The organism is Gemmatimonadota bacterium (genome assembly GCA_016704275.1).
Taxonomy (GTDB): Bacteria; Gemmatimonadota; Gemmatimonadetes; order Gemmatimonadales; family GWC2-71-9; genus Palsa-1233.
The window spans coordinates 415,276-427,421 of sequence record JADJAK010000002.1 but is presented as its reverse complement, the minus strand read 5'-3'; the positions used below and the strand labels follow the sequence as shown (position 1 = coordinate 427,421).

The following is a 12,146-nucleotide window of genomic DNA, read 5'->3' as shown; positions in this document are numbered from 1 at the left end:
GGTCAATTCATCCGCCACACTTGACGCTGATGGACGGCGAGGGGTTCTTACGGGGATGAAGGCTCAAATCCTTGTCGTAGATGACGATCCCTCGATCCGCCGGGTCCTGCGTCGGACCTTCGAGCATCACGGCTACGTGGTGACCGAGGCGGCATCCGGCCCCGAGGCGCTGCTCCTGCTCCCGGGCCCCGATGCCGTGGTCTGTGACGTCCTGATGCCCGAGGTCAGTGGTCTGGACTTCTACCAACAGTTGGTCGAAGTCGCCCCCGCCCTCCGGAGCCGCGTGGTCTTCCTCACCGGGGCGAATCGCGACCCGGCAGTGCACCAGCCGATCGAGCGCCTCGGCGTGCCGCTGCTCGGCAAGCTCGACGACCTCGAGCTGGTGGTCGATGCTGTCCGGATTGCGTTGCTGCACCCTCCGATTCACTGACCGCCCGGCCCCAGGCCGCCGGTCCTGCTGCGGACCTCCCGATGTCGCTTCGTTCGCTCTGGTTGCTCCTGATTGTCGCCAGCGGCGCCTCGGCGCAGGCCCCGGCGCGCTTCACCCATGCCGATACGCTCCGTGGCAGCAACGGCCCGGGTCGAAGCTGGTGGGACGCCACCTTCTACGACCTGCAGGTCCGCATTCAGCCGGTCGACAGCACCATCCGCGGCCAGAACACGATCCGCTATCGCGTCCTGCGCCCAGCCCGCGAGATGCAACTCGACCTGCAGACGCCGCTCGAGGTGGACAGCATTCGCCAGGACGGCCGGGCGCTGCGTCATCGACGGGCGGGAAACGCCTTCTTCGTGGCGCTGGTGGCGCCGCAGCGGGCCGGCACGACGAAGCAGCTCACCGTCTACTACCACGGCACGCCACGCGCGGCGAAGAATCCGCCCTGGGATGGCGGCCTGATCTGGAAGAAGGACTCGCTCGGGCAGGCCTTCATCGCCACGGCGAATCAGGGGCTCGGGGCCTCCGTCTGGTGGCCGCTCAAGGACTACGACGCCGATGAGCCGGACTCTCAGCGCGTCGCCATCACGGTGCCCGACCCGATGGTGAACGTCTCGAACGGCCGGCTCCGCAGCACCAAGGCCAACGGCGATGGGACCACCACGTGGGAGTGGTTCGTCACCTCGCCGATCAATGCCTATGGCATCGCGATCAACGCGGGAACGTACGCGCACTGGAGCGAGCGCTTCGCCGGCGAGGCCGGCAGCCTCACGCTCGACTTCTGGCCGCTCGCGATTCACGCCGATACCGCGCGGGTGCAGTGGCAGCAGGTGCGGCCGATGCTCTCCTGCTTCGAGCACTGGTTCGGCCCGTATCCCTGGTACGAGGACGGCTTCAAGCTGGTCGAGGCGCCGCACCTCGGCATGGAACACCAGAGCGCCGTCGCCTACGGCAATGAATTCAAGAACGGCTACCGCGGCCGCGACCTCTCCGGCACCGGCCTCGGCCTCAAGTGGGACTTCATCACCGTGCATGAGAGCGCGCACGAGTGGTTCGCCAACAACATCACGGCGAAGGACAACGCCGACATGTGGGTGCACGAGTCCTTCGCCAATTACGCGGAAGGGCTCTACACCGAATGTCAGCAGGGGAAGGACGCGGGGGCGAAGTACGTGATCGGCACCCGGACCGGCATCCGCAACGACAAGCCGATCATTCCCGCGCGCGGCGTGAACGCGCAGGGCTCGGGCGACATGTACCCGAAGGGCGGGAACATGCTGCACATGATCCGCCACATTCTGGACAATGACGAAGCGTGGCGAAACATCCTGCGCGGCCTGAACAAGACCTTCTGGCACCAGACGGTTACGGGCCAGCAGGTGCGGGACTACATCGCGGCCGGCGTGCGGAAGCAATCGCCGGGCGTCGATCTCGAGCCGATCTTCCGTCAGTACCTCGAGACGACGATGATCCCCACCCTTCAGCTGGAAGAACGGCCGAATGGGGTGGCCTACAAGTGGAGTGACGTGGTGCCGGGATTCAACTTGACGCTGATCTACTCACAGGCGACCACGTCGGTGCCGCTCACGCTCGCCCTCCACCCGACCACGGAGTGGCAGGTGAGGCCCAAGGCCGAAATGGACCAATTCGTGGTCAACCCGAACTATTACATCAAGGTCGTCCGGACCAAGGTGCCATAGATCCTCAGGTCGCCGTTCGCTTCGCCGTCAGGATGCGAGCGCCGGGAGTCGAACCCGGACCCCTTTCAGGACAGGATCCTAAGTCCTGCGCGTCTGCCAGTTCCGCCACGCTCGCGTGGGGCTGCCACCCGAAGCTAACGCGGCCGCGCCACCGGTTCCACGCCCGGGCGCCGGGTCGCTATCTTACGACGCTATTCACCCCAGCACGACGAGGATCAGCGTGAAGCATGGTTGGCAGACCCGGGCCGTCGTGGCCCTGCTCGGTGTGGCGGTGCTCTCCGCCTGCGGCGACAGCCGCCTCAAGAAGCTCTCGGCCGGCATCAGCAAGGACAGCGTCGCCGTCCTGATGAAGACCGATGCCCATTCCATGGCCTCCTACGCCACCGGCGGGAAGCTCTGGGAGATCCAGTTCTATACCCTGAAGGAAGTCGCCCTCACCGACTCGGTCGAGTGGCGCGCCATGAGCCCGGTCGTCTATGCCGACGGCAAGGTCAGCGGCTGGGGCTGGAACTACTGGGAGAAGGAAGCCGCGATTCAGAAGATTCCGGTGCCGCCGAAGAAGTAGCATCGCTACTTGGCGATCACCCGCACCCGCTCGATCCGGGTAATCCCGCCGCTGCTCGGGTTCAGCACCATCAGCGTGACGACGCCGTTGCGGGCATTGGCGAGCGCGGCCTTGAGGTCGTCCTCGGTACGGACGCTCTTTCCTTCCACTTCGGTGATCACGTCGGCGCGCGGGTCGCGGTCGGCCGAGAAGAGCTTCCCGTCGGCCGGCGAGCCGTGATTGATCGAGCGGACCAGCAACCCCTTGGTGCTGTTCGGCAACCCGAGCTGACGCACCGTGATGGCGCTGAGCGGTTCGACAGTGATGCCGAGGCGGTTGGTGTTGGGTGTGGCCGGCTTCTTCTTCTCGACCGGGGCCGCCGCCACCTCCTCCGCGTCGTTCGGAATCGCCGAGATCCGGACGGTGAATTCCTTGCGGCCGGTGCCGCGCGCCACGGCGACGGCGACGGTGGTGCCCGGATCCTTGAAGGCGATCGCCTGCTGCAGCTGCGCCGTGTACTTCATCGGCTGCCCGTCGATCGCGACGATCACGTCACCCGGCAGCAGGCCGGCGCGCTTGGCGGGCGAGTCTTCGCCGAAACCATCGACGCGGACGCCGGCGACGGCATCGAGGCCGACATAGGCGGCGTCTTCGGCGTCGGCATCCTTCACCGTGATGCCGAGGGCGGAGCGCACCACCTTGCCGTGGCGAATGATCTGGTTCATCACGTTGCGGGCCAGGTCGATCGGGATGGCGAAGGCGTAGCCGGCGTAGTAGCCGGTGTACGAGGCGATCGCCGAGTTGATGCCGATGACTTCACCGCGCACGTTGACGAGCGGGCCGCCCGAGTTGCCGCGGTTGATGGCGGCGTCGGTCTGGATGTAGTCGGCGATCTCGCGCTGGTTGCGCGCCGGATCGTTGCGGTCGAGGACGCCGCGGCCCTTCGCGCTGACGATGCCCTGCGTCACCGAGAAGGTGAGGTCGGCGCCGAGCGGATTGCCGATCGCCAGGACCCACTCGCCGACGCGCACGCCGTCGGACGAGCCGAGGGCGGCGGGCGTCAGGCCGGTCGCGTCGATCTTGAGCACGCCGACGTCGGTGTCCTTGTCGGAGCCGACCACGGTGGCGTCGAAGGTGCGGCCGTCGAGCAGGCCGACCTTCACGCTGCTGGCGCCCTCGATCACGTGATGGTTGGTGATGATGTAGCCGTCCGACGAGACGATGAAGCCCGAGCCGCTGGAGACCTCGAACTGGTCGTTCTCCGGGGCCTGGCCGCGCGGCTTCGGCATCTCGAAGCCCGGCGGCAACCGATGCGGTGCGAGCACCTGTCCATCCGGCCGCTCGGAGGTGATGAACACCACCGACGGACGGACCGCTTCGACCACGGACGCATAGGCCGTGGAGATCTCGGCGAGCGGCTTGGCAGAAGGGATCCTCGGCGCGTCGACGGGAACGATCGGCGGGCCGCCGGCCCCGTCCTGCTGGGCCAGTGAGGAATGGGGGAGATCGAGCAGGCCGGCGAAGAAGAGCCCCAGAACGAAGGAGAGCCCGACCAGGACGGTAAGCTTGAGCCAGTTGCGCGTGTGATTCGACATCGGTTGCGGTCCGTGGGGTGGATGTTCGGCAGGCCGGGTCCCCTCAGGGATCCCGGCCCACTCTGACTAGATAATACTCGGATGCGCGACCGAAAGATTCGGTCGCGCGATTCCGCTTACGCCTTCGGGGTGTCGTCCACGATCTCGTAGTCGGCCTCGACGGCGTCATCCTTCGGCGCGCCACCCTGCGATTCCCCACCGGCCGGGGCTTCGGCCTCCCCGGACGGGGCGTTCTGGTAGAGCGAGGCGCCCGCCGCCGAATAGGCGACGTTCAGCTCGTCCAGCGATGACTTGATCTTCTCGGGCTCGCCGGTCCGGAGGGCCTCCTTGCCCGCCTCGACCGCCTTGTCGAGCCGCTCCTTCACGTCGGCCGCCAGGCGGTCGACCCATTCCTTCGAGTCCTTCTCGACCTTGTAGACCAGGCCGTCCAGCTGGTTGCGCGCCTCGATCGCGTCGCGGCGCTCCTGATCTTCCTTGGCGTTCGCCTCGGCCTGCTTGACCATCTTGTCGATGTCGGCGTCCGACAGCCCGCTCGACGCCTCGATCCGGATCTTCTGCTCCTTGCCGCTCGCCTTGTCCTTGGCCGAGACGTGCAGGATGCCGTTGGCGTCGATGTCGAAGGTCACCTCGACCTGCGGCATGCCGCGCGGAGCGGGCGGAATCCCGGTCAGCTGGAACTTGCCGATGGTCCGGTTGTCCTGCGCCATCTGCCGCTCGCCCTGGAGGACGTGGATCTCGACCGTGGTCTGGTTGTCCTCGGCCGTGCTGAACGTCTCCGACTTCTTGGTCGGAATCGTGGTGTTGCGCGGGATCAGCACGGTCGCGACGCCGCCGAGCGTCTCGATGCCGAGCGACAACGGGGTGACGTCGAGCAGCAGCACGTCCTTCACTTCGCCGCCGAGCACGCCGCCCTGGATCGCCGCGCCGATCGCCACGACTTCGTCGGGGTTGACCGAGCGATTCGGCTCCTTGCCGAAGAACGCCTTCACGACCTCCTGGATCTTCGGGATGCGGGTCGAGCCGCCGACCAGGATGATCTCGTCGATCTCGCCCGGCTTGAGGCCGGCATCCTTCAGCGCCATCTCCATCGGCGGAATGCAGCGCTGCACGAGGTCGTCCACCAGCTGCTCGAACTTGGCGCGGGTGAGCGGCAGGTTCAGGTGCTTCGGGCCCGAGGCATCGGCCGTGATGAACGGCAGGTTGATGTCGGTCTGCGTCGTGCTCGACAGCTCCATCTTGGCCTTCTCGGCGGCTTCCTTGAGGCGCTGGAGCGCCATCGGATCCTTCGAGAGGTCGATTCCCTGGTCCTTCTTGAACTCCGCCACGAGCCAGTCGATCAGCCGCTGGTCGAAGTCGTCACCGCCCAGGTGCGTGTCGCCGTTGGTGCTCTTCACCTCGAAGACACCCTCGGCCAGCTCGAGGACGGAGATGTCGTACGTGCCGCCGCCGAGGTCGAAGACGGCGATCTTCTCGTCCTTCTTCTTCTCGAGGCCGTAGGCCAGCGCGGCCGCGGTCGGCTCGTTGATGATGCGGAGCACTTCGAGGCCGGCGATCTTGCCGGCATCCTTGGTGGCCTGCCGCTGCGCGTCGTTGAAGTACGCCGGCACGGTGATGACCGCCTTGTCGACGCTGTGGCCGAGGTAGTCCTCGGCGGTCTGCTTCATCTTCTGGAGGATCATCGCCGAGATTTCGGCCGGGGTGTACTTCTTCCCCTGGATCTCGACGGCGGCGAGGCCGTTGGCGCCGTCATTGACGGGGTACGGCACGCGCGAGGCCTCTTCCTTCACCTCGGCGGCCCGACGGCCCATGAAGCGCTTGATCGAGAAGATGGTCTGCTTGGGGTTGGTCACGGCCTGCCGCTTGGCGACCTGACCGACGAGCCGTTCACCGTCCTTGGTGAAGGCGACGACCGACGGGGTCGTCCGACCCCCCTCGGCGTTGGGGATGACGACGGGCTCGCCGCCTTCCATCACGGAAACCACCGAGTTGGTGGTTCCAAGGTCGATCCCGATGATCTTCGAGGCCATATCTGCTCCTGAACGCCGGCGTCAGAATGGCGTCCAGGCGAATCCCGGACGCGATTGGCCAAGGGAAAGGCAATCGGCGTACCGGGATTGACTGCCGGAATGGCAGGACTTGGTCGGCGCCCCCGGTCATGCTGCCGAGGTAGGAGATGTGGGCCTGGAGCCCCGGCTTCCCGTAGCGGACGGCCTCGGTGTTCAGGGTGGCGGCCAGCCCCTGGACGGCCTTGAGGGTGTCGGCGGCGGCCGGCCCGGCGGCCTTGAGGCGGGTCTCGGCGGTGCGGACCTTCCCGACCAGCTGGGTGACCTCGGTGTTCATCGCCCGCATCATCTTGTTGTGCCGGTACTGGGCCACCAGGTCGGCCTCGGTGACGCCACCCGCAGCGACCCGCGGGTCGATCCGCAGCCGAAGAGGCGCGGTCCGGACGGCCGGCTCGACTGTGAGCTTCACCTGATAGCGTCCCGGAGGGGCGCCGAGGCCGTCGCTGGTGCGGGCGTCCCAGGTGAAGCGATTCATGCCGGCGTTGGTGGTCGGCCGGCTGGCCGCCCCGCCACCGCCTCGACCACCGCGGCCCGCCATCATGGCGGCGTCCGGGTCGTCCGGGTCGGCGGGGGCGGCTGCTGGTCGCGGCGCCGCGACCGGCGCGCCACCGGTCGGCGCCACGCTGGCATAGGAGTTCACCACGGCGCCGGCGGAGTCGAGGATCTGGATCTGGACGACGCTGCCGGCCTTCGGCAGCCGGTACTCGATCATCGGTCCGAGGACCTCGGCGTTGGTGCGCGTCTTGTAGCCATCGCGCGGCGTGAAGAGGACGACCGAATCGAGCGAGGTCTTCGCCGTGAGCTGCTGGAGCGACGAGAGGTTGTCGAGGATCCAGAAGGCGCGGCCCTGCGTCGCGATGATCAGGTCGTTGCGGTAAACCTTGATATCGGTGATCGGCACGTTCGGCAGGTTGAGCTGCAGCGATTGCCAGTGGTCGCCGTCATCGAACGAGACATACATCCCGAACTCGGTGCCGCCATACAGCAGTCCCGGTCGCGCAGGGTCGGCGCGCAGCACGCGCGTCGGGGCATCGGCGGGGATGCCGGTGACGATCTTCGTCCAACTGCGGCCGTAGCTCGTGGTCCGATAGAAGTACGGCGCGTAGTCGCCGAGGAGGTAGCGATAGACCGCCGCGTATGCGACGCCCGGCCGCGTCGGCGATGCCTCGATCCACTGCACGCGGCCGCCGGCGGGGAGGTCCTTCGGCGTCACGTTGGTCCACGTCTTCCCGTTGTCACGCGTCAGGTGGATCGGACCGTCGTTGGCGCCGGTCCAGATCACGCCGCGCTCGATCGGTGATTCGGTGATTGCATACAGCGTGCTGTAGAACTCTTCACCCGTGACGTCGCGCGTGATCGGCTCGCCGCTGGCGCCCTGGCAGCAGGCCGGCTTCGCGGTGAGGTCGGGGGAGATCGTCTCCCACGTCACGCCGAGGTCGCGGGTGCGGTGCAAGTACTGCGAGCCGTAGTAGAGCACCGATGGATCGTGCGGCGAGAGCGCCATCGGCGACACGCGCTGCATCCGCCAGATCAGGTCGGACGCCGGGTTGCCATAGAGCGACTGCCCGCCGATCCAGTAGTTCTTCGACTGCCCCGTGCGGAGGTCCATCACCGCGTACTGCCCCTTGCACGAGCCGTAGATGATGTTCGGGTCGGCCGGGTGCGGAATGATCGGGCCGGTCTCGCACCCCGGCATGTTGCCGAGCTCCTCGCGCGGGCCCGGGACGGACTGCGACGAGAGTCTGAGTGTGCTGTTGTCCTGCTGCGCCCCGTAGAGGTTGTACGGGAAGGCGTTGTCCATCCACACCCCGTAAATCTCGGCCGTCGGCTGGTTGAGCTGCGTCGACCAGGTGCGGCCACCGTCGAACGAGACGTTGGCGCCGCCGTCGTTCGACTGGATCATCGTCTGCCCGTTGGTCGGGTTGATCCAGATGTCGTGGTTGTCGCCGTGCGGGGTGCGCATCGTGGTCAGCGTCTTGCCACCATCGACCGACTTGTAGAAGCCCTCGGCACCGGCGTAGACGACATCGGCGTTGGTGGGGTCGGCGCCGAGCGTGGTGTAGTAGAAGGGGCGCTGCAGCAATCCACTGGTCGCATTCACCAGCGCCCACGTCAGGCCGGCATCGTCGGAGCGGTAGAGTCCGCCCCCCGGCTTCGCCTCAATCAGCGCATAGATGCGCTTCGGGTTGGCGGCGGTCACGGCGAGGTTCCCCTTGCCGATCAGGTCGCTGGGCAATCCGGCGGTGATGTGGGTCCACGTGGTGCCGCCATCGGTGCTGCGATAGAAGCCGCCTTCGCGCGCGCCGGAGATGATGGTCCACGGCTTCCGCTCGATGCGCGAGAGCCAGGCGTACACCACATCCGGATTGCCCGGTTGCAGCTCGACGTCCATCGCGCCGCTCGAATCGGTGAGGAAGAGGCTGCGCTTCCAGTTCTTCCCGCCGTCGGTGCTCTTGAAGATGCCGCGATTCGGCGAGGGCTTGAAGGCATCACCATTGGCAGCAACCCAGAGCGTGTTCGGGTCGCGCGGGTGGACGCGCACGCCACCGATTTGCCCGACGTCATACAGCCCGGCGAATTGCCAGGTGGCCCCCGCGTCGCCGGAGCGGTAGACGCCGCGACCGGTGGAGACATTGCTGCGCAGCCCATCGGAGCCGGTGCCGACATAGACGACTTTCGGGTCGCTCGGCGCGACCTCGATCGCGCCGGTGGAGCCGACCGGCACCTGGCCGTCGGTGACCGGAACCCAGCGCTCGCCGCCATCCGTCGTCTTGAAGACGCCGCCGCTCGCCACGCCCATGTAGAAGGTGCGCGGTTCCGAGGCCACACCGGTCACGGCGGTGACGCGGCCGCCACGCGAGGGGCCCACCAATCGGTAGCGGAGGCCCTCGAGGAGCGCCGAGTTGACCGCGGACACTGCGGTCTGACCAGTTTGGGCGCTGAGGCTGGCGGGGAGCAGGGCGAGCAGGGCAAGGCCTGCTCGGGTGACGGGATGCAGCATGGTGCGGCCTCGGATCGGGGAGGAGAGGAGATCTCCGAAAGCTACTCCCGACCCGACAGACCGGCCACGTTCAGCGCACGATGAACTGCTGTCGCCACCGCGCCGGCGGCTTGAATGCCGCTTCGAGGCTGTAGCGGCCGGCGACGGTCGGGGTGAACTCGAAGTCGTAGGTCTCGCCGGCATCGACTCGCACCAGCGCTGGCCGCGCCGTGCGCCTCACGACCGGCAGGTCGGCGCCGTCCTTCGCGAGCGCGCGCCAACTGTGGGTGGTGGTGTCCTGGCGCATCGTGAACTGGACGATCCCCGCTGGTCCGATATTGACGATCCGGATGCGGTGGGTCACGCCGAGCGCCAGCGTCCGGGGCGTATCGGAAAGCGAGTCGCCGTTGATGAGCAGGTTCGGCAGATCGTTGGAGTCGTAGTCGACCCCGTTCCAGTGCGCGAGGAAAATGTGGTCGCGGCTCGGATCGAAACGCTGCCCCGGCTCGAGGACGACGATCGCGCCGACGGCGCCGCCGGTGACCTGCTCGACATCGTTCATGTGGGTGTGGTACATGAACGTGCCGGCTCGCGGCGTCAGCAAGTGGGCGGTGAAGGTGCCACCCGGCACGATCGGCGGGGCCATTGCGGCGCCCTTGCTGCTCCATCCGACCACGCCGTCGGACCAGCTCTCCAGCTCGATCCCGTGCCAGTGGATGCCGCCCGCCTGCTTCGAGCGATTGTGGACCGTGATGTCGGAGCGTTCTCCCCTGGTCAGGAAGAGCGTCGAGCCGATCCGCTGCATCGAGTCCGCGGCCGGTGCCTTGGGGCCGTTCTTCAGGATGTAGCTGAAGGTCGACGGGGCGCGACCGCGCGGGCCGCCCTGATCGACGTAGAGTGCCAGCTTGCGCACGCGGGTCGGGGCCGGTGGCGTCGCGCGACTCGGGGCGACGGTCATCCCGAGCACGAGTCCCGCCATGTGCGCCATCGGATCGGTGGAGTGCGTCTGGTGTTCGTCGGTGGGACCGTAATCGAGACGTGCCTCCGGAACGACGTGAAACGTGATGTGGCAATGGAAGAGCCAGTTGCCCGCCCGGTCCGGCGACCAGACGACGTCGCGGGTGCTCCACTTGCGGTAGGAGTCGGTCACTTCAAGCGCCTGCTGATCGGACGGAATCGCCGTACTGGCCAGACCGGTGCCGATGGCCGTCGTCCGGAAATAGAAGCCGTGCATGTGCATCGGGTGCCCGCGGGACGTGCCGTTGACCACGCGCCACCGCAGTGAGTCGCCCACCGACATTGTCAGTCGCTCGGTGTGGGGCCACGACTTGCCGTTGATCGCCAGCGCCTCCTTCACCCGCGTGCTGTCGATCTCCTGAAAGGTGATGTTCATCACGAAGATCCGGTCGGGGGGCGAGCCCCCGACCGGGTCCACGACCAGGGCGCCGCCCGCGGTCTCATGCTCCGCCTCGCGCGTGTCGGGGTCGTTGCCGATCACGGCGCGGTAGAGATAGGTCCCCGGCGCACCAGCCAGGAAGGTGACCACGGTGGAGTCACCCGGCTTCACCTTCACGGTGTCGGTCGTCGCAACGGGGTGCGTGCCGAGCCCGATCAGGGAAGCGGTCGAATCGGGCAACGCGTTCCGCACTGTGGCCCGAATCACGGTCCCTTCGCGCACCCGGATGAGTGGCGCAGGGATCCTCGGTGCCTTGCCCGCCTCTCCGAACGCTTCGACCGTCACGTGCGGGCCGTTCTCCGCCTCCGGATACCACTCGGCACGCTGCAGCACCAGCGCGATGTGCAGCGTGTCGCGGACCAGGTTGCCGCCCGGGACCCGATTGTCGTTGGCGACCACTCGCGGCACCTCGTCGGCCATCGGGGGCGATGCGACGACGACGGTGGCCGCGAGGACGAGCGCGAACGCCGGCACTTTCATGCAGCCTCCAGGGAGGGGCGGGGCACCGCCCGGCCGACGATGATGGTGACGTTGTCGGTACCGCCGCCATCGAGGGCTTCCTGCAACAGGGTGTCGCACGCCTGCTTGGAGGAGGTCATGGTGCGCAGGCACTCGGCGATGCGGTCGTCGCTGACGTGCTTGGTGAGGCCATCGCTGCAGAGGAGGTGGATGTTCTCCCAATCCGAGGCGATGCGCGTGACGACCGGTGCGGTTTGCTGGCCGCCGATGGCGCTCGACAGCACGTTGGCCCACCGCGAGGCGAAGGCGACCGAGCGGGTCATCACGCCCTGGTCCACCAGCTCCTGCGCCATCGTCTGGTCGCGCGTCACCTGGGTCAGGACACCGCGACGATACTGGTAGTAGCGCGAATCACCGACCTGGATCAGGAAGGTCCACGGCCAGACACCGAGCCAGAGCGTCAGCGTGGTGGCCATCCCCTGCAGGTCGCGATCGGCGGCGGCGCGTGCCAGCAACTCCTCATGGCTGCGCATCACCGCGTCCTGCAACAGGTCGACAAAGTCGTCGGCGTGCGCATCGGCGGAGTAGTAGCACTGCAGGCTCTTCGAGACGTAGCGCGTCACGGACTCGAGGGTCACGCGACTGGCTTCCTCCCCGGCCGACCGGCCGCCGACTCCGTCGGCGATCATCGCAAGGAAGGCAAGTCGCTCGTCGGTCCCGGGGAAATGATGCGCCTGCGGCAACGACGTGGAGAGGATGTCGAGATGCTTGTGCAACGAGCCGAGGAGGAAGTGGTCCTCGTTGGTCGGTCGCACCTTGCCGACATGGGTCACGCCCGCGACGTCGAGTTCGTCGTCGAATGGCTTGCGTGGCGGGGGGGTGGCCTCGGCCATCTGGAACTCCCAAGGGGGGTGGG

Annotated in this window: 7 protein-coding genes and 1 tRNA gene; 3 read left to right on the top strand and 5 right to left on the bottom strand. The window is 67.3% G+C overall.

Annotation, left to right across the window (positions count from 1 at the left end; genetic code table 11):
* Nucleotides 1-55 precede the first annotated feature (55 nt).
* Entirely contained in the window at nt 56-430 is a 375-nt protein-coding gene (locus IPG05_05770) for a response regulator (GenBank protein ID MBK6494591.1), read from the top strand.
* Between the two features lie 41 nt (nt 431-471).
* Nucleotides 472-2,133, top strand: coding sequence for a M1 family metallopeptidase (locus IPG05_05765; protein ID MBK6494590.1), 1,662 nt, complete (start codon nt 472-474; stop codon nt 2,131-2,133).
* A 33-nt stretch (nt 2,134-2,166) separates the two neighbouring features.
* On the opposite strand, the gene IPG05_05760 is transcribed toward IPG05_05765, so the two are convergent.
* Nucleotides 2,167-2,248, bottom strand: a tRNA-Leu gene (locus IPG05_05760).
* Between the two features lie 105 nt (nt 2,249-2,353).
* Here IPG05_05760 and IPG05_05755 point away from each other — a divergent pair.
* Entirely contained in the window at nt 2,354-2,698 is a 345-nt protein-coding gene (locus tag IPG05_05755; GenBank protein MBK6494589.1) for a hypothetical protein, read from the top strand.
* Between the two features lie 5 nt (nt 2,699-2,703).
* Here the strand turns inward: IPG05_05755 and IPG05_05750 are convergent, their stop codons facing one another.
* The 4 genes from IPG05_05750 to IPG05_05735 form a co-directional block, all read right to left on the bottom strand.
* Complete coding sequence (locus tag IPG05_05750) at nt 2,704-4,272, bottom strand: trypsin-like peptidase domain-containing protein (GenBank protein MBK6494588.1); 1,569 nt, start codon at nt 4,270-4,272, stop codon at nt 2,704-2,706.
* A gap of 116 nt (nt 4,273-4,388) precedes the next feature.
* A complete protein-coding gene (gene dnaK / locus IPG05_05745; protein ID MBK6494587.1) occupies nt 4,389-6,299 on the bottom strand; it encodes a molecular chaperone DnaK in 1,911 nt (636 codons plus the stop codon).
* Nucleotides 6,300-9,406: 3,107 nt separating this feature from the next.
* Nucleotides 9,407-11,251, bottom strand: coding sequence for a multicopper oxidase domain-containing protein (locus IPG05_05740; protein MBK6494586.1), 1,845 nt, complete (start codon nt 11,249-11,251; stop codon nt 9,407-9,409).
* Nucleotides 11,248-12,123 (bottom strand): serine/threonine-protein phosphatase, encoded by an 876-nt coding sequence (locus IPG05_05735; protein MBK6494585.1) that lies wholly within the window; start codon nt 12,121-12,123, stop codon nt 11,248-11,250. The genes IPG05_05740 and IPG05_05735 overlap by 4 nt, the downstream gene beginning before the upstream one ends.
* Nucleotides 12,124-12,146 lie beyond the last annotated feature (23 nt).

Bases quoted from the DNA above. Each gene is read 5' to 3' on its own strand.
- IPG05_05770 (MBK6494591.1), top strand. From the start codon at position 56: ATGAAGGCTCAAATCCTTGTCGTAGATGACGATCCCTCGATCCGCCGG.
- IPG05_05740 (MBK6494586.1), bottom strand. From the start codon at position 11,251: ATGAAAGTGCCGGCGTTCGCGCTCGTCCTCGCGGCCACCGTCGTCGTC.
- IPG05_05735 (MBK6494585.1), bottom strand. From the start codon at position 12,123: ATGGCCGAGGCCACCCCCCCGCCACGCAAGCCATTCGACGACGAACTC.
- IPG05_05765 (MBK6494590.1), top strand. From the start codon at position 472: ATGTCGCTTCGTTCGCTCTGGTTGCTCCTGATTGTCGCCAGCGGCGCC.
- dnaK (MBK6494587.1), bottom strand. From the start codon at position 6,299: ATGGCCTCGAAGATCATCGGGATCGACCTTGGAACCACCAACTCGGTG.
- IPG05_05750 (MBK6494588.1), bottom strand. From the start codon at position 4,272: ATGTCGAATCACACGCGCAACTGGCTCAAGCTTACCGTCCTGGTCGGG.